Annotated in this window: 17 protein-coding genes; 6 read left to right on the top strand and 11 right to left on the bottom strand. The window is 58.4% G+C overall.

What is annotated here, in order from left to right:
• Positions 1-214: 214 nt before the first annotated feature.
• The 3 genes from gpt (at position 215) to crl (ending at position 2,479) form a co-directional block, all read left to right on the top strand.
• On the top strand, positions 215-673 hold the full coding sequence (gene gpt / locus AS136_RS21230) for a xanthine phosphoribosyltransferase (RefSeq protein WP_002889733.1): 459 nt from the start codon (positions 215-217) through the stop codon (positions 671-673).
• Positions 674-778: 105 nt separating this feature from the next.
• Positions 779-2,023: an esterase FrsA gene (frsA, locus tag AS136_RS21225; protein ID WP_040171811.1), complete on the top strand. Its 1,245-nt coding sequence runs from the start codon at positions 779-781 to the stop codon at positions 2,021-2,023.
• Positions 2,024-2,080: 57 nt separating this feature from the next.
• Entirely contained in the window at positions 2,081-2,479 is a 399-nt protein-coding gene (gene crl / locus AS136_RS21220) for a sigma factor-binding protein Crl (RefSeq protein ID WP_004178681.1), read from the top strand.
• A gap of 85 nt (positions 2,480-2,564) precedes the next feature.
• Here the strand turns inward: crl and csiR are convergent, their stop codons facing one another.
• The 6 genes from csiR to glaH all read right to left on the bottom strand — a co-directional run bounded on the left by csiR (position 2,565) and on the right by glaH (position 9,880).
• Positions 2,565-3,257, bottom strand: coding sequence for a DNA-binding transcriptional regulator CsiR (csiR, locus tag AS136_RS21215; protein ID WP_008805273.1), 693 nt, complete (start codon positions 3,255-3,257; stop codon positions 2,565-2,567).
• A gap of 45 nt (positions 3,258-3,302) precedes the next feature.
• Complete coding sequence (gene gabP, locus AS136_RS21210) at positions 3,303-4,703, bottom strand: GABA permease (RefSeq protein ID WP_002889795.1); 1,401 nt, start codon at positions 4,701-4,703, stop codon at positions 3,303-3,305.
• Between the two features lie 135 nt (positions 4,704-4,838).
• Positions 4,839-6,122, bottom strand: coding sequence for a 4-aminobutyrate--2-oxoglutarate transaminase (gabT, locus tag AS136_RS21205; protein WP_016160342.1), 1,284 nt, complete (start codon positions 6,120-6,122; stop codon positions 4,839-4,841).
• Between the two features lie 12 nt (positions 6,123-6,134).
• Complete coding sequence (gene gabD, locus AS136_RS21200) at positions 6,135-7,583, bottom strand: NADP-dependent succinate-semialdehyde dehydrogenase (protein ID WP_022065064.1); 1,449 nt, start codon at positions 7,581-7,583, stop codon at positions 6,135-6,137.
• Between the two features lie 23 nt (positions 7,584-7,606).
• On the bottom strand, positions 7,607-8,875 hold the full coding sequence (gene lhgO / locus AS136_RS21195) for an L-2-hydroxyglutarate oxidase (RefSeq protein WP_023322102.1): 1,269 nt from the start codon (positions 8,873-8,875) through the stop codon (positions 7,607-7,609).
• Positions 8,876-8,902: 27 nt separating this feature from the next.
• On the bottom strand, positions 8,903-9,880 hold the full coding sequence (glaH, locus tag AS136_RS21190) for a glutarate dioxygenase GlaH (RefSeq protein WP_012542782.1): 978 nt from the start codon (positions 9,878-9,880) through the stop codon (positions 8,903-8,905).
• A 461-nt stretch (positions 9,881-10,341) separates the two neighbouring features.
• On the opposite strand from glaH, the gene AS136_RS21185 reads away from it, so the two are divergent.
• Together AS136_RS21185 and AS136_RS21180 are read left to right on the top strand one after the other, a co-directional pair.
• Positions 10,342-10,599 carry a YjhX family toxin gene (locus AS136_RS21185; RefSeq protein WP_008805277.1) on the top strand — a complete coding sequence of 86 codons (258 nt, stop codon included), beginning with the start codon at positions 10,342-10,344 and terminating at the stop codon, positions 10,597-10,599.
• Between the two features lie 57 nt (positions 10,600-10,656).
• Positions 10,657-11,406, top strand: coding sequence for an SAM-dependent methyltransferase (locus AS136_RS21180; protein WP_023322103.1), 750 nt, complete (start codon positions 10,657-10,659; stop codon positions 11,404-11,406).
• Positions 11,407-11,446: 40 nt separating this feature from the next.
• Here the strand turns inward: AS136_RS21180 and AS136_RS21175 are convergent, their stop codons facing one another.
• Complete coding sequence (locus AS136_RS21175; RefSeq protein WP_023322104.1) at positions 11,447-12,085, bottom strand: glutathione S-transferase family protein; 639 nt, start codon at positions 12,083-12,085, stop codon at positions 11,447-11,449.
• Positions 12,086-12,303: 218 nt separating this feature from the next.
• Here AS136_RS21175 and AS136_RS21170 point away from each other — a divergent pair, with 218 nt between their 5' ends.
• Positions 12,304-12,768: an HNH endonuclease gene (locus AS136_RS21170; RefSeq protein WP_004191854.1), complete on the top strand. Its 465-nt coding sequence runs from the start codon at positions 12,304-12,306 to the stop codon at positions 12,766-12,768.
• A 341-nt stretch (positions 12,769-13,109) separates the two neighbouring features.
• Here AS136_RS21170 and lpdA read toward each other — a convergent pair whose 3' ends face one another.
• The 4 genes from lpdA to AS136_RS21150 are packed head-to-tail and all read right to left on the bottom strand — an operon-like array spanning position 13,110 to position 18,026.
• Positions 13,110-14,507, bottom strand: a complete 1,398-nt coding sequence (lpdA, locus tag AS136_RS21165; RefSeq protein ID WP_039102881.1) for a dihydrolipoyl dehydrogenase — start codon at positions 14,505-14,507, stop codon at positions 13,110-13,112.
• A complete protein-coding gene (locus tag AS136_RS21160) occupies positions 14,497-16,032 on the bottom strand; it encodes a 2-oxo acid dehydrogenase subunit E2 (RefSeq protein WP_063266961.1) in 1,536 nt (511 codons plus the stop codon). The genes lpdA and AS136_RS21160 overlap by 11 nt, the downstream gene beginning before the upstream one ends.
• Positions 16,033-16,035: 3 nt before the next feature.
• The gene (locus tag AS136_RS21155) at positions 16,036-17,055 is read right to left on the bottom strand and encodes an alpha-ketoacid dehydrogenase subunit beta (protein ID WP_063266960.1); all 1,020 of its coding nucleotides are present in this window, start codon (positions 17,053-17,055) and stop codon (positions 16,036-16,038) included.
• 11 nt (positions 17,056-17,066) lie between these two features.
• Positions 17,067-18,026, bottom strand: a complete 960-nt coding sequence (locus tag AS136_RS21150) for a thiamine pyrophosphate-dependent dehydrogenase E1 component subunit alpha (protein WP_002889884.1) — start codon at positions 18,024-18,026, stop codon at positions 17,067-17,069.
• Positions 18,027-18,209 lie beyond the last annotated feature (183 nt).

Here is an 18,209-nt window from a genome sequence, read left to right as displayed (position 1 = left end):
GAGGGTTAGCGTTAAAATACACAACAAGCCCGGGCTTGCGCGATGGGGTTGAGAATACCACTTTCCACCGCCGCAGGTAGTGTAAACAACGCAAAAAGCGTTGCGCAAACCGCTTAACACTGGTTTTTAGTGCGTCAGATCTCTATAATCTCGCGCAACCATTTTCCCCCTCGAACATTATTTAAGCCGTATTACACAGGCTGGGACACTTCACATGAGCGAAAAATACGTCGTCACCTGGGACATGTTGCAGATTCACGCCCGCAAACTGGCCAGCCGTCTGCTGCCGGTTGAGCAATGGAAAGGCATTATTGCCGTCAGCCGCGGTGGACTGGTACCGGGAGCCTTACTGGCGCGTGAACTGGGCATTCGTCATGTTGATACCGTATGCATCTCCAGCTACGACCATGATAACCAGCGCGAGCTGAAAGTGCTGAAACGCGCGGAAGGCGATGGCGAAGGCTTTATCGTTATCGACGATCTGGTGGATACCGGCGGTACCGCCGTGGCGATCCGCGAAATGTATCCAAAAGCACACTTTGTCACCATTTTCGCCAAGCCGGCAGGCCGCCCGCTGGTGGACGATTACGTTGTGGATATTCCGCAGGACACCTGGATTGAACAGCCGTGGGATATGGGCGTGGTGTTTGTACCGCCTATCGCAGGTCGTTAATTCTTCAGGACAGTGCTATTTACCACGCCCGGCTTGCCGGGCGTGGTTTTTTTTATCCTTTAGCAGGTTACAATAACAGGAGTGGCACTACGACGGAGGCTGCACATGTCACAGGCTAACCTCAGCGAAACGCTGTTTAAACCCCGCTTCAAACATCCCGAAACCTCTACGCTGGTGCGTCGGTTTTCCGCCGGAAAACCGCAGGCGATGCAGTCGGCGCTGAGCGGCAATCACGTCGATCACTGGTACCGTCTGATCAACCGTTTGATGTGGATCTGGCGCGGCGTGACCCCGCAGGAGATCCTCGATGTGCAAGCGCGCATTGTGATGAGCGAGGCCGAACGAACGGATCCAGAACTGTTCGATACCGTTATCGGCTATCGCGGCGGCAACTGGATCTTTGAGTGGGCGAAAGAGGCCATGCAGTGGCAGCAAAAGGCCGGGCAGGAAGCCGATCCTTTGCTGAGCGGCCGCCACTGGTTGCATGCATCGAACCTGTATAGCATTGCCGCTTATCCGCATATTAAAGGCGATGAGCTGGCCGAACAGGCGCAGGCTTTAGCCAACCGGGCGTATGAAGAGGCCGCCCAGCGGCTGCCGGGCTCGCTGCGCGAACTGGAGTTCACCATCCCTGGCGGTTCGCCAATAACCGGCTTTTTGCATACGCCAAAAGGCGATGGGCCGTTTCCGACGGTGCTGATGTGCGGGGGCCTGGACTCGCTGCAGACGGATTATTACAACCTGTATGAGAATTACTTCTCACCGCTCGGCATTGCCATGCTGACGATCGATATGCCTTCCATCGGCTTCTCGTCAAAATGGACGCTGAATCAGGACACCAGCCTGCTGCACCAGCACGCGCTGCGCCATCTGGAAAATGTACCGTGGGTCGATCATACCCGGGTCGCGGCCTTTGGCTTCCGCTTTGGCGCCAATATCGCGGTCCGTCTGGGTTACCTGGAGCCGCAGCGGCTGAAGGCTGTGGCGTGTCTGGGCCCGGTCGTTCATGGTCTGCTGGTGGATCCCCTGCATCAGGGGCGCGTGCCGGAGATGTATCTTGACGTGCTGGCCTCGCGGCTGGGCATGCATGACGCGTCCGATGAAGCGCTGCGCGTGGAGCTCAACCGCTACTCGTTAAAAACCCAGGGACTGCTGGGGCGCCGTTGCCCGACGCCGATGCTTTCCGGCTTCTGGAAGGACGATCCGTTCAGCCCCGAAGAAGAGTCGCGGTTAATCACTTCGTCATCTGCCGATGGCAAACTGCTGGAGATCCCGTTTAACCCGGTGTATCGCAATTTTGATCACGCATTGCGACAGATCGCCCGCTGGATCAATCATAGATTTGGTTAATTTATTGCTAAATTCTATTGGTTTGGTAAAACAGTTGCATCACTAAAGGAGATCGCAATGACGTTACCGAGTGGACACCTGAAAAGTAAGTTGATCAAGAAATTCACGGCGCTAGGGCCTTACATTCGCGAAGAGCAGTGCCATGACAACCGTTTCTTTTTCGATTGCCTGGCAGTTTGCGTCAATGTTAAGCCCGCACCGGAGAAGCGTGAATTCTGGGGCTGGTGGATGGAAATGGAAGCACAAGAGTCACGTTTCACCTACAGCTACCAGTTTGGCCTGTTCAATAAAGAAGGTTCATGGCAGGCGGTCGACATTGACGACCCGGAAGTGAGCGAGAGACTGGAAAAAACGCTGCGCGAGTTCCACGAGCGCGCAGCGGCGCTGCTGACCACCTTTAATCTGAAGCTGGAACCGGCCGACGATTTCAGCGAGCCGGTTCGCCTGCGGGCCTGATTGATCTACGGATACGATTTCTCCACGCCCGTGCGGCGTGGAGGAGCGTGCCGCCATACCCGTAATTTCAACCCCACCATCTGACTCACCCTGCCTGCGGCGACAGCTTGCCAGCCATCGCCTGTTGAATAATCGGGATAGGGGTCAGTAAGTGCTCGCGCATCAGCGCGCTGGCTCGTTCGGCATCGCGCGCCAGAATGGCGTCCAGCAGGGTCTGGTGTTGAACATGTTTGTCTTCCAGCATCTCCACCGACAGCACGGTGGTGCGCAGCCAGATGAAACGGTAGCGCGCCGCCAGATCGAACAGCCTTTCGCGCATCTGCAGCAGATACTGGGAGCCGCAGCCGGCGACGATGGCGGTGTGAAACGCCTGATGGCGCTGGTCCCATTCATCGAGTAAGCGCTCACTGGCGTCACAGGACTCCAGCTTGTTGAGCAAATGGGCGCGGGCCAGCAGCTCGGCTTCCCACTCGTCGCCGCCGCGTTCGATGGCGAGGCGCACCAGCATGGCTTCCATATTGGCGCGCGCGTCGAAGATATCGAGAAGCTCCTGCTCCGACATGGGCGCCACCCGATAGCCTTTCTGATTAACCACCGTCACCAGCCTTTCCGCCACCAGCTGCGAGAGCGCCTCCCGCAGCGGCCCGACGCCGAGCTCATAGCGCGACGTCAACAGGCTCATCCGCAGCTTCTCATCGGGTTGGTAGACCCCGCGGATGATGTCGTTTTTCAGCCAACGGTACCCGTCAATGGCCGTCGCCTGGGGAATGGCGGTCATGTTCTTACTCCTGAATACTCTTCCCGGCGGGCGCCGGGAACAGGGTTAACGCGTATTTTGCAGCGGCAGTTTTTGCCACAATACCAGCTTTTTCCAGCGCGACATAATCGGTACCGTACAAATAATTCCCAGTGCTAACAGGCCGGTAGAGATCACCTCCAGCTGCTGCGCCGGACGGAACAGCATCACCACCAGCACGAAGGTGATAAAGGCGATCACCAGCCAGGTCAGGTACGGATAGAGCCACATTCTCAGACGGATCTCGCCGCCTTGCGCCTGAAGGATTTTGCGCATCCGCAGTTGTGAAACGGCGATCACCAGATAGACCAGCAGGGCGATGGCGCCAGAGCTGTCGATGAGGAATTTAAACACCTTCGCGGGGGCATAGTAGTTCACCACCACGGTGAGGAACGCCGCGCCGGTGGAGAGCAGCACCGCCACGTACGGGGTTTTGCTGCGGTTGGTCCGGCCCATGATGGCCGGCGCATCGCCGCGACGGCTCAGGGAGTAGAGCATCCGCGAGGCGGTATACAGCGCCGAGTTCAGACAGCTGGTGACCGACAGGAGGATCACGCCGTCCATAATCAGCTTCGCGTAGGGAATATGCAGCAGCTCGAGCACCGAGCGGTAGGAACCGATGCTCTTCAGCCCCGGCATATTCCATGGGATGAGGGCGACGACGATAAAGATCGAGCACAGATAAAAAATAGAGATACGCCAGATCACCGAGTTGGTGGCGCGGACGATGTGTTTATCCGGCGTGTCCGATTCGGCGGCGGCAATGGTGACGATCTCCGCGCCCATAAACGAGAACATGGTGATCAGCATCGCGCTCAGCACCGCGCCGAAGCCGTTCGGCATAAAGCCGCCGTGGTCCCACAGCCGCGAAATGCCGCTGACCTCGGCATAGGGATAAAAACCGGTAATGGCGACCGCGCCCAGTACGATAAACGCCAGAATAGCGATCACTTTGCACAGCGCCAGCCAGAACTCGAATTCACCGTAGTTCTTAACGCTCAGCAGGTTACTGCCGGTGAGGGCGAGAGTGATGACCAGGGAGAACAACCACACCGGGACGCCCGGCACCCACGAATGCAGAATAATCGCCGCGATATTGGCTTCCAGTGGAATAACCAGTACCCAGAACCACCAGTACAGCCAGCCGATGGTATACCCCGCCCAGCGGCCGATGGCTTTGTCGGCGTAGGTGGAAAAGGAGCCAGTATCCGGCGTGGCGACGGCCATTTCGGCCAGCATACGCATAATCATCACCACCAGCAGCCCGGCAAACAGATAGGCCAGCAGCACCGCCGGGCCCGCTTCGGCAATGGCGACGCTGGAGCCGACAAATAAACTCGCGCCGATCACCCCGGCGATAGATAACATCGTGACGTGGCGCGACTTCAGTCCCGCCCCTAAATCCTGTGATTGCGACAGTTGCCCCATCATTTACCCTCTCGAAGTGTGTCACCTGGGAGAGCGCCCCGACGTTCCCGCGCCGGGGCACGCGTATTATTGTTGTTTTGCAGGTCTCGTCTTCATTCCCTTACGAACGTACTTCGCTTCCGCATGTGTGCTGTTCTATGCCTGTTTCGCCTCGGTAAAGCAGTCGGCGATGATCTTGAGACCCTGCTCGATCTGCGCCTCTTCGATGGTCAGCGGCACCAGGATGCGCAGCACGTTGTAGTACGGCCCGCAGGAGAGCAGGATCAGGCCTTTGTCGCGGGCGCGGGCGACGATATCCGCCGTCAGCCTGGCGTTAGGCTTGCTGCGGTCGCCCTCTTCAAACAGCTCAATGGCGATCATCGCCCCCAGGCCGCGAACGTCACCGATCTCCGGATGCTCTTCTGCAATCGCCAGCAGGCCCTGGCGCAGGGTGTCGCCGAGCTGGTTGGCTTTTTCCAGCAGGTTCTCCTGCTCGAAAATCTGTAATACCGCCAGGGCGGCGGCGCAGGCGATGGGGTTGCCAGCGTAGGTGCCGCCGAGTCCGCCGGGGGCGATGGCATCCATCACCTCCGCCCGCCCGGTGACGCCCGCCAGCGGGAAACCGCCGGCGATGGATTTGGCGAAGGTGGTGATATCTGCCGCCACGCCCATCTGCTCCATGGCGAACAGCGTGCCGGTACGGCCCGCGCCGCTCTGGACCTCATCGGCGATGAGCATAATGCCGTGTTCGTCGCACAGGGCGCGCAGGCGCTGCATAAAAGCCGGGGAAGCGGCATAAAACCCGCCTTCACCCTGCACCGGCTCAATAATGATGGCGGCGATATCTTCCGGCGCGGCGTCATTTTTGAAGATGCGATGGATGCTGGCGATCGCCTCGTCATCACTGACGCCGTGCAGCGCGCACGGGTAGAGGGCGCGATAGACGTGGCCCGGCATTAACCCCATACCGGCGGAGTACGGGTTCACTTTTCCGGTCAGCGACAGGGTGTAATGGGTACGGCCGTGATAAGCGCCGGTGAAGGCGATGGCGCCGCTGCGCCCGGTTGCCGCGCGGGCGATTTTCACCGCGTTCTCCACCGCTTCCGACCCGGTGGTGACCAGCAGGGTTTTCTTGGCGAAATCACCGGGCACCTTCTGGTTCATCTTTTCGCACAGCGCCAGGTAAGGCTCGTAGGCCAGTACCTGAAAGCAGGTATGCGACAGCTTTTTCAGCTGGTCTTCGACGGCGGCGACAACCTGCGGATGCAGATGGCCGGTATTGAGCACCGCGATACCGCCGGCAAAATCGAGATATTCCCTGCCTTCGACGTCCCACACCCGGCAGTTCTCCGCGCGTTCGGCGAAGATAGGGTGGATCTGGCCGACGCCGCGCGGGACCGCATCGCTGCGACGCGCCATCATTGCTTTATTGCTGTTCATCCATCGCTCCTGTTAAAGGCCAATACACATGTATTTGATTTCTAAATAATCTTCGATACCGTACTTCGACCCTTCGCGGCCAAGGCCGGAGGCCTTGACGCCGCCGAACGGCGCGACTTCGGTGGAGATAATGCCGGTGTTGATGCCGATGATGCCGTACTCCAGCGCTTCGCCGACGCGGAAGACGCGGCTCAGATCGCGGGCGTAGAAATAGGCGGCGAGGCCGAACTCGGTATCGTTGGCCTGGGCAATGACGTCGGCTTCATCCTTAAAGCGGAACAGCGGCGCCAGCGGGCCGAAGGTCTCCTCTTTCGCCACTTTGGCGCTGTCGGGAACGTTGACCAGGATGGTCGGCTGGAAGAAGTTGCCGCCCAGGGCGTGCGGTTTGCCGCCGGTGACGACTTTCGCGCCTTTGGCGATGGCGTCGGCAATATGTTCTTCAACTTTGGCGACGGCTTTCTCGTCGATCAGCGGGCCGGTGGTGACGCCATCCTGCAGGCCGTCGCCGATGCGCAGTTTTTCCACCGCCTGCTGCAGTTTTTCAGCGAAACGGTCATACACCCCGTCCTGGACGTACAGTCGGTTGGCGCAGACGCAGGTCTGCCCGGCGTTGCGGAACTTCGACGCCAGCGCCCCCTCGACGGCTTTATCGAGGTCGGCATCATCAAAGACGATAAACGGCGCGTTGCCGCCCAGCTCCAGGGAGACTTTTTTGATGTCTTTCGCGCACTGCTCCATCAGCTGGCGGCCAATCTCGGTCGAGCCGGTAAAGGAGAGCTTGCGCACCAGCGGGTTGCTGGTCAGTTCGCCGCCGACGGCCCCGGCGGAACCGGTGACCACGTTGAACACCCCGGCGGGGATCCCGGCGCGATTGGCCAGTTCGGCCAGCGCCAGCGCTGAAAACGGCGTCTGGCTGGCCGGTTTCAGGACCATGGTGCAGCCGGCGGCCAGCGCCGGGCCCGCTTTGCGGGTGATCATCGCCGCCGGGAAGTTCCACGGGGTGATGGCGGCGGTAACGCCGATGGGCTGCTTAATCACCAGCAGGCGCTTGTCGGCCTGATGGCCGGGAATGGTATCGCCGTAAATGCGCTTACCTTCTTCGGCGAACCACTCAATAAAGGAGGCGGCGTAGCTGATTTCGCCTTTGGCTTCCGCCAGCGGTTTTCCCTGCTCGAGGGTCATCAGGCGGGCGAGATCGTCCTGATTCTCCATCATAAGATCGAACCAGCGGCGCAGAATATTCGCCCGCTCTTTGGCGGTCAGGGCACGCCAGGCGGGAAGGGCACGATTGGCGGCTTCAATTGCTTCGCGGGTTTCGTCGGCGCCCATTTTCGGCACATTGCCGAGCTGCTCGCCGTTGGCCGGGTTGGTCACCGCAATCACATCGCCGTTGGGCGCATCGCGCCACTGACCATCGATCAGCGCCTGCTGGCGAAACAGTGTCATATCGTTGAGTTGCATAATCGCTTCCTGTCTTAAGGGGGTTAACGGATAAAAGCGGCGTGTAGTGTCTCCACGCTACGTGCCGCACGCAGCGTGCGTCCGGGGTTGCTCTGGCTTTCCAGCAGGGTCTGCACCTTGCTGACGATGTGCGCGCCGATCGGGATAGCGGAGGTGGCCGCCGGCGATGGCGCATTGCAGGTATGTATCGAACGCGCGGTGGTGACGAAGAGAAAATCGTCGATCAGTTTGCCCTGCGGCGATACCGCCTGCGCCCGCACGCCGGCGGGCCACGGGCGTAAATCGCTCAGCGTCAGGCTCGGGCAGTATTTCTGCACCAGCCGCAGATAGCCGCTTTTGCACAGCGAATTCTTCATTTCGCCCAGTCCGGCGCGCAGGTTGTTTTGCAGTACCCGGCGGATGCCGGGCGAGGTGAGGATCTCCAGGGTATCGGCCAGCGAGATATCGCGCTTGCGGTAGCCTTCGCGCTTCAGAGCCAGCACGGCGTTGGGGCCGACGGTGACGCTGCCGTCGATCATGCGGGTCAGGTGGACGCCGAGGAACGGCATCGCCGGATCGGGGATCGGATAGATCAGATGGTTGACGATCTGGTTGTGCTGCGGCGCCAGCTGGAAATACTCGCCGCGGAACGGACAGATGATAAACCCGGGATCGACGCCGAGCATTTTTACCAGCCGATCGGCCATCAAGCCCGAACAGGCGATCAGCGTGGAGGCCTCATATTCGGCGCCCTGGCGGGTGCGGATCACCACGCCGCTGGCATGTTCTTTCAGGGCGCTGACTTCGGCGTCGTAGACGATCGTTCCGCCTTTTGATTCGAAGATCTTCGCCATTGCCGCCGCCACGTCGCGGTAGCTGACGATGCCGCTGGAAGGGACGAAGATCCCGCCGAGCCCGGTAATGTTCGGTTCGCGCTCGCGTAGCTCCCCGGCGCTTAGCCACTCGCGCTGCAGGCCGTTGGCGGCGGTGCGATCCCACAGGGCGCGCATCCGCTCCATCTCCAGCGGCGAGGTGGCGACCAGCATTTTGCCGCAGACGTCATAGCGGATGCCGTTCTGCTCGCAAAACGCTTTGGTGGCGCGGTTGCCGGCGAGGCAAAACTGCGCCTTGAGGCTGCCGGGGGTGTAATACACACCGGCGTGGATCACGCCGCTGTTGTGGCCAGTCTGATGGCAGGCCGGACCGGTCTCTTTTTCCAGTAGCGCAATGCGGGCGTCCGGGTAAATCTCAATTAACTGCATGGCGGTCGACATGCCGATGATGCCGCCGCCGATAATCACGAAATCATACATCCGCTCAATTCCTTCGCCTGAGAACCCTTATTGATGAGTCTGGTAATGATTCGTGGAATACGCAAAGTAGCCGCGCTGGCGCATCAGTTCGCGGCGCAGGTCCGGGTGCGGCGTAAACCGGTCGCGGCCGTGCAGCCAGAACAGGTTGTTAATCAGCAGGAATTTGCCCACCGGCACCGGTATGGAAAGGATGTTTTTGCTGGTTTCCAGCGCGTCGGAAAGGCGGCTCAGCCAGGTGCCTTCTTCGAAATCTTTCGGCTGGACGAACTGGTCGATATAGCGCATTACCGGGCGGCCCAGCGAATCGACGTCGAACACCGGGTGGAAAACATCCTTGCTGACGTTTTTGCTCGGCGGCGCGGCCCAGCGCATTGGGCGGCGAGCCAGCGGGTCGCGGAAAAATTCGTCGAGATGCTCCCAGTCGTCGAGATGCAGCAGCAGGGAATTGCCGCCCTGCATGTTCTGCTCGTCGATCTTCATCATTAACACGTAGTCGGTTTGCTCTTCGACGTAGGTGCCGTCGTTGTGCAGCTCCATCACGCGGTGCGGCTGGCGCAGGTAGCTGTCTGAGTTATCTACATTTTTCACCACAAAGCGAGCGTAATACTGACCGCTCATGGCGTCGAAGTTGGAACGGCCAATCAGGTGGGCGACGGCGGTGGCCAGCTTGACCATCTCCTCGGCCTGGCTGACGTTATCGATCCCTTCGCCGTTGATCAGCAGCGCGCCTTCCGCACGATCGAGCAATGTTTTGATCAGCAACGGCTGCAGCTGATTGCCGCACAGATCGTCGAGGATCTTGCCGACCTGGAAGCGTAAGAAAGATTTGTATTCCAGCGCCTGCACCGGCCACTGCGCGACCTGCTGCAGGAACTGCGTGGTTGTTTCGGCGGAAAAGGTGAGCTCCAGCAGGCGCGGCGACTGTGCGGAAGGGGCAATGGAAAAGCCCGGATATGGCTGGGCTAACGGCGCGGGTGTCGGTTTTACTGCGGTCAGGGCGTTCATCAGGATCGTTCCTCGCTGTAAGGTCAGGGTGATGTTCATTTCGTAGCCATAAATTAAAAATATCTACATTTTTATAAAATGCGTACGAAATGGCCTTTTTGTTTCTATTTTGTGATCTGACAACAATTATTTAACAATGCGGGAGGGAGATAAGGTGGTGGTTAACCTTGAGGAACAGAGCGGGTGGCGGAAAGCGCAAAATGCGGGGGAGGCTGAGGGTAAATCGTAATACCGGTCACAGTTTTTAATCTGCACAATGCCCTTATGAAATTAGGGTGTTAGTATTCAGCGCGTTAATACCTTTCAATGCTTACCGAGGCTTCGATGCTGGAGAATGTCATTATCAGATAATCAGTTCCCCGACCTGCCCAGGCCGGACTGATTATCGCTGCGCTTAAACCTTACGCACACACCTGCGGGTGTAGGCATGTTTTCGCACATGATAATGAACAGGTTTCAGTATGAATTTATCCCGTCAGGAACAACGTACCTTACACGTTCTCGCCAAAGGTGGCCGTATTGCGCACGTCCGCGATACCTCCGGCCGCATTACCGCCGTCGAATGCTACACCCGGGAAGGGCTGTTGCTGAACGACTGCACCCTCGCGGTCTTCAAAAAGCTCAAAACCAAAAAGCTGATTAAGTCGGTGAACGGCCAGCCGTACCGGATCAACACCACTGGTTTGAATAACGTTCGCGCGCAGGCGGACAACCGCTGATACAGCGACCCGGGCAGGGTCGCTGCCCGGGCGTATGGCTCTCAAGGAGAAACACCCATGATCGATATCCCTCGCATTTTTACTATCAGTGAAAGCGAACACCGTATTCATAACCCTTTTACCCCGGAAAAGTACGCCACCCTGGGACGGGCGCTGCGGATGGCGCCGGGCACCGGCATTCTTGACCTCGGCAGCGGCTCTGGCGAGATGCTCTGTAGCTGGGCGCGCGATCATCAGATCGTCGGCACCGGCGTGGACATGAGCCTGCTGTTCAGCCAGCAGGCGACCGCCCGTGCAGAAGCGCTCGGGGTAAGCGACCGGGTAACCTTTGTGCATCAGGATGCCAGCGGATATGTCGCCAGCCAGCCGTGCGATATTGCCGCCTGCGTGGGGGCCACGTGGATCGGCGGCGGGGTGGCCGGCACGATTGCGCTGCTGAAGCAGAGCCTGCGGCCCGGCGGCATGCTGCTGATCGGCGAGCCATGGTGGCGTAAACGTCCGGCCACGGCGGAAGAGGCGGTTGCCTGCGGCGCGCAGACTCCCGATGACTTCCTGACGCTGCCGGCGCTGGTCGCCCACTTTGGTGAACTGGGCTATGACGTGGTGGAGATGGTGCTGGCCGACCAGGAGGGCTGGGATCGTTATGAAGCGGCGAAATGGCTGACGATGCGCCGCTGGCTGGAGGCCAATCCGCACGATGACTTCGCGCCGGAGGTTCGCCAGCAGTTGACCACCGCGCCGCTGCACCATGTCACCTGGACCCGGGAATATCTCGGCTGGGGCGTGTTTGTCCTGATGGCGCGTTAACCGATATGTCGGTAGCGTCAGGAGGCGCTACCGACCATCTTCAGACCTTCAGTTCGTCGTAGCTGACCATGACGTGCTGGCGAAAGGCAGGCCGTTCGGTTAGCCGTGCATAATACGCCGCAAGATGGGGGAGGGGACGACGGGTGATATCGATGGCAAAGTAGCGGTACAGCACATGGCCAAACTGGATGTCGGCCAGGGTGAACGTATCGCCCACCAGATAGCGGCTGCCGGCGAGACGCGTCTCGGCAATCGCCAGCTTTTGCTCCAGAGCCGTCACCGCCGCGGCGATGGCCTGCGGATCCCGCTCGGCGGCAGGCGTGCGCACCACGCGCCAGAACACCGGCGCCGTAAAGCCGAGGGCGATATTCTGCTTTGACCACTCGGCCCAGCGATCAACCTCAGTGCGGGCCAGCAGATCGCCCGGCCAGAAGGCGTCATCGGCGTAGCGATTGGCTAAATAGCGAAGGATAGCGCCCGTTTCCCACAGCGGCGGATTATCGCCATCCTGCAGCACTGGCACCGTGCGATTGGGATTGAGCTGATAAAACGCCTCGCTGTCGGTACCACCATAGCGATGCCCCACGTCGAACCGGAGATAGTCCAGCCCAAGCTCGCCAACACACCACATCAGCGCCTGCACGTTAGAGGAGGTTTTTCGGCCCCAGATGGTCAGCATTGAGTTCTCCAGAGAACAGGGAAAGAAGGAGCATAGCAGGTTGGGTTGAAAACGTGAGGGGGAAAAGATGGGTGGTATAGCGGTGTATATGGTGTGGGGACGCATGTTATCCCCTTGCGATAACGCGAATTCATCCCTACAAAGGTATAATGACCATCAATATGGCGCTTGTATAAAATAATGCAGCAATCATCTTTGAACGAGAATAAGGCGAGGGAGTGGAAACGTTAGTTATTCTGGCCGTAGTCGTATGGATACTTTTCAAGCTGGTACAAAAGGTTACGAGCAAACTCTATCCTCAAGACTCGGTGAAGGTACAGGAGAAGCCCGACACGACACCAGCGACGGATGCCTGGGGAAATTACCCTAAAGCTGAAGGGCATGTCGTTTTATTCGAACAGTTCCGACGTGAGCAGGCGCAGCGGCAGCAAGCTGCTAAAGAGGCTGAGACATTCTACCGCTCAAGGGAGTGGCGGCGTTTACGTTACCAGGCGTTCCAGCGCTACGGCAATAAATGTTGCGTATGCGGGCGCGGCGCCAGTGACGGGATGGTGATGCACGTTGATCATATAAAACCGCGTTCTCTTTACCCGCATTTAGCCCTCGATATTGCCAATCTGCAAATCATGTGCAACGAGTGCAACGTCAGTAAGGGCAACAGAGATGAGGTTGCGTGGCAATAATAAGGACAGGTTAGCGGCTATGTGCAATTCCCCAGGTATTAAAATGTTCGTAACGAACAAATAAGCAAGTCTTGACGGAATGAATCCGCAATGACGCTTTTATTTCGTTACAGCAGCTCATTGGTGAATTCCTTCATCACCGCATTTGTCGGTAGCGCCATTTGCCTTGCGTTAGTCCTGCTCATTTTCAATAAAGTGAGATGACTGCCAGTGGCTGGAGATCAATGATGCGGGATACTTACCTAACGACGGGCTGTTACCTTATCGAACGTTCAAGGAAAATACAGGAGGGATAACGGGCAACTTACTCCGTATCACGACGCTATCGCCTCCCTTATTTTTTATTGATGCAACGGTTGGTCGCAGGCCGCGAGGATTGACTCATGCATCGCTTCGGAAAGTGTCGGATGCGCAAAGATCATCGACAGGAGACTTTCATCTGTGGCCTCCAGGTGACGGGCGATGCCAAACCCCTGGATCTGTTCCGTGACCTGTGCGCCAACCATATGCGCGCCCAGCAATTCACCCGTTTCAGCATCGAAAATGGTCTTCACAAAACCCTCCGTCTCACCGCTGGCCAGCGCCTTACCATTGCTCTGATAAGAGAACTTACCGATCCTGACGGGCCGTCCCCTGGCCAGGGCCGTCGATTCCGTCAGGCCCAGACTGGCAACCTGAGGCCGGGAATAAGTGCAACCGGGCACATAGTCGCGATCAAGCGGGTGGGTGCCTTCGACACCAGCCAGTGTCTCAATGCAGATCACGCCTTCGTGGCTGGCCTTGTGCGCCAGACACGGCGGGCCGGCTACATCGCCGATGGCATAAAGCCCAAATACGTTAGTGCGACAAGCCGCATCCGTCTTGATAAAACCGCGGTCTAACTCGACGCCCAGTGCTTCCAGCCCCAGATCTTCAATATTCGGCTGTACGCCAACCGCCAGCAGCACGCGTTCGACTTCCAGGAAAGATTCGGCGCTCGTATTTTTCATTGTACAGCGCACCCCGGTATCGGTGAGCTGTACTTGCGTTACCTGGGTCTGGGTATGGACCTGAATCCCGCGCTTTTCGAATGACTTACGCACCGCCGCTGACACTTCGGCATCTTCCACGGGCAAAATCTGCGACGCTAGCTCGACCAGCGTCACTTTACAGCCCAGATCGTTATAAAGGCTGGCGAACTCGACGCCAATCGCGCCTGAACCGATGATTAATAGCGACCTGGGCAATCGCTTAGGCTGTAGTGCCTCGTAATAGGTCCAGATATATTCGCCATCTGGCTCTATGCCTGGTAATGCGCGTGGTCGGGCGCCCGTGGCCAGGATCACGTGATCGGCCCGGTAATCGTGCGCTTCCCCCCGGGCATCCGCTACCGTTATTTGTCCCTTACCGCGCAGCCGCGCGGTGCCATCAATCACCCTCACGCCATTTTTCTTCAACAGGTACTCAACCCCGCCGGTGAGCTGTTGCGAAACGGCACGGCTAAACTGCACCAGTTTCTGCAGATCGACATTCACCTCACCCACGCTGATGCCCAGCTGACTGGCATGGGTGATACTGTGCGCGACCTCAGCGCCATGCAACAGCGCCTTGGTTGGAATGCATCCCCAGTTCAGGCAGATGCCGCCCAGATGTTGTTTTTCCACTAAGGCGGTACGAAGACCTAGCTGGCCGGCACGGATGGCGGCCACATACCCCCCAGGACCCCCGCCGATGATCAGCACATCGTAATTATCGTGCATAGCTCGTCTCCTGGATAAACATCAGGGTTGGGGTTTCAGTCAGTCGCTTGAGTTCCTGGAGAAAAGCTGCACCTGCCGCCCCATCAATGACCCGGTGATCGCAGGATAGCGATATCGTCAGTTGGTGGCGCGCGACGATTTGCCCGTCGCGTACTACCGCCCGCATCTCGCCGGTGCCAATGGCGAGGATTGCGCTTTGCGGTGGATTGATGATGGCGTCAAACTGCCGTACACCGAGCATACCCAGATTTGACACGCTAAAGGTTCCCCCCTGGAACTCTTCCGGCTTCAGCGTGCCCGCTTTGGCCCTGGTCACCAGGGCGTGAATTTCGGCCGATATGTCGCTGATCGATTTCCGGTTCGCCGAGCGAACAATGGGGGTAATTAGCCCGTCAGGCAGCGCAACAGCCACCGAAATATCGGCATCCGCAAAGCGGCGGATACTTTGTGTCGCTTCATCAAACTGGATGTTGACGTCTGGCACGGCCACCAGCGCCAGGGCACAAGCTTTCACCAGAAGGTCGTTAACCGAAATCTTGACACCGGGTACTTCGCGGTTAATTTCCTGACGAAACGCTAACAGTCGTTCCAGATCGAGATCGACACTCAAACGGAAATGGGGAGACTGTTGCTTGGAGGTTTGCAGGCGAGAAGCGATAGCCCGCCGCATACCGGACATGGGGATGCTCTCAAAGGGTGCCGGGGCACTCTCCTGCACAGGGCTGGTCTGCGGGGGCCCGTCGAGCAACAACGACGCAGCCAGCACATCATCGCGACTCACCCGACCGCGTGAACCGCTGCTTCGGCAGTCATGCAAGTTGATACCCAGCTTGCCGGCCAGACGGCGCGCCAGCGGGGTGGCCGATACCTGGCTATCATCGGCATGCGAGCGGGGCGCTTTGCTGGGACGAACGGGGGGCGTCGGAGAGGCCAGGCGACCGCCGGCGGCAACGATCGCGCTTTCCAGATCAGAAACAGAGATACGTTCCCCGCGCCCGCTGCCGCGGACCTTTTTCAGGTCGACACCCCAGCGGGCAGACAGTCGTAACGCATGGGGCGTGGCATTAACCTGAGTCACATCAGTCACGCCTTGCAGACTGACGGGAATGACGGTCTGCCCAATAGGGGGCTCCGGACTGTTGGATGGCGGCGAAACAACGGAAGGTGGCTTAGCGCCTGCCTGTGCCGCTACGTCCGGCGCGGCATCCTCCGGGTCAGGGGCTGCGGGTTTCACTATAGCCAGACTGGCAGCAAATTCGTCCAGTTCAGCATCGCTGACCGAAGCGTCAGCCGCCAGAGCCAGCACGGCGCCAACCTGAAGCGTCTCACCCTCCCGGGCGATTATCCGGCGTAATGTACCGGCAAAAGGTGCCTCCAGCACATTGACGATTTTACTGGTTTCAATCTCACAGATTTCCTGCCCTCTGGTGAAATCGTCACCCTCCTGGATTGCCCATCGAGCGAGCAAGCCTTCCTCCATGGAAAGCCCCCACTTTGGCATTTCAAGCGTCTTGATTTCGCTCATAGGTTAATCCTCCAGCACTTGACGGACGGCGGCTTCGATACGTTCAACGCCAGGGATCCAGAGTTTTTCGAGAGCAGGGGAGAACGGGACCGGCGTGTGTGGCGGCGTCACCAGCAGAACGGGCGCTTTGAGGAAATGGAATGCCTGAGACGCAATCAGCGCCGCGACATCATGAGCAAAACCGAAGCGTGCAGCAGATTCGTCGACTATCACGACCCGCCCCGTGGAAGCCACCGATTCCAGAATACCTTCCTCATCCAGCGGCGAAATGGTTCGCGGGTCGACCACCTCGACCGAGATCCCCTCTCTGGCCAGTTTGTCCGCCACCTGGTTTGCTTTATGTACCATTGCCGACAACGCAATGATGGAGACATCCTCTCCTTCGCGCGTGTAGTTGGCTACACCTAGCGGGATGGTATAGATCTCGTCCGGTACCTCGCCCTTGAGGTCGTACAGCATTTTATGCTCGCAGAATACCACCGGGTCGTCGTCGCGAATGGACTGGATTAACAGACCCTTGACGTCATAAGGCGTCGAGGGCACCACCACTTTCAGTCCAGGCGTGGTGGCAAAGATATTATAGGGTGACTGTGAATGCTGGGCCGCGGCGGAAAACCCTGCGCCGATCATCCCTCGCATTACCAGCGGAGCTCTGGCTTTGCCACCAAACATGTAGCGGAACTTAGCCGCCTGGTTATACAGTGCATCGTGACTCACACCAAAAAAATCCATGAACATCAGTTCCGCGACCGGCCGCAGCCCCGTCGCTGCGGCGCCGGCCGCCATACCGATAATGGCCGACTCGGTAATGGGCGTGTCGATCACCCGATCGGAGCCGAACTGCGTCCACAGCCCTTTAGTGACACCCAGCACACCGCCAAAGGCTTCAATCTTTGCCTCTTCGGGCGCATTTCCGCCATGACCGCCACGCAAGTCTTCACCGATGAGTACCACGCGTTCATCGCGCTCCATTTCCTGAGCCAGGGCTTCCTTGACCGCTTCACGATAGGTTTTTATTGTCATGGTTATCACCCTCAGTATGAGACGTACACGTCTGTCAGCAGGTCTTCCGGAGCCGGGTAGGCAGCGGCGCGGGCCTTCAATACGGCATCGTTGACCAGGGCTTCTACTTCCTCGTCAATCGCCGCCAGTTCTTCCTGGGTGATATGCTGCTTGACCTTAGCGGTGAAAATCTTCAGCGGATCATGTTGTTCACGCAGGCGTTGCACTTCACCTTCCGCGCGGTATAGCGCGGGATCGCCCTCAAAATGACCATGCCAGCGGAAGGCTTTGGCCTCAATGACGCTTGGGCCACCGCCTTCTCGCGCACGCTTGACCGCCTCTGAGGTTGCCTCATAAACGGCAAAGAAATCGGTGCCATCGACGGTCACTGCCGGCAGGCCGAAGCCAGCGGCGCGCCGGGCGATATCACGCCCACCCACGGCGTAGTCATGGCCGGTCCCTTCGCCGTAACCGTTGTTCTCGAAAATAAAGACGGCTGGAAGCTGGAGCACGACGGCCATATTGATGGCTTCAAAGACCAGGCCCTGATTAGAACCACCATCGCCCGTAAAAGAGACCCCGACGTTGCCGGTTTTTAGCGTCTTTGCCGTTAGCGCGGCGCCGATGGCCAGTGGAGGGGCCCCCCCAACGATAGCATTCGCCCCCAGCATTCCTTTCGACAGATCGGCAATGTGCATCGAGCCACCCTTACCGCGACATAACCCGCTGTCCTTACCGAATATTTCGGCCATCATGCCGTGAATGTCACAACCTTTAGCAATACAGTGGCCATGGCCACGGTGTGTTGAACCAATGAAATCTGCGCTCGTTAAATTTTCGCAGACCCCCACCGCGATGGCCTCCTCACCGGTATAAAGGTGAATGAAGCCCGGAATATCACCGCTGGTATTTTCCTGATGCAACCGCTCTTCAAAGGTCCTGATCTCCCGCATCTTGCGGTAAGCCTGCAATAACGCCTGTTTGCTGAGCATCGTTTAATTCTCCTCAATAAAGGTCACCCAGGCGGGGCCAACAGACAGGGCGAATAACCCTGGCCACACCCATGCAATGAATCTACGAGCGGTTAGAGAGAGTGCGAAGCCACCTTCATGGGGGGGTAGGTGGGGGTTTTCATGCTTGAGGTCAAACTTTCTAAATTTTGTGTGGCCATAAAG

It is taken from the genome of Klebsiella sp. D5A, from assembly GCF_001620885.1.
GTDB lineage: Bacteria > Pseudomonadota > Gammaproteobacteria > Enterobacterales > Enterobacteriaceae > Klebsiella > Klebsiella variicola.
This window is presented reverse-complemented; position numbering and strand designations above follow the sequence as displayed.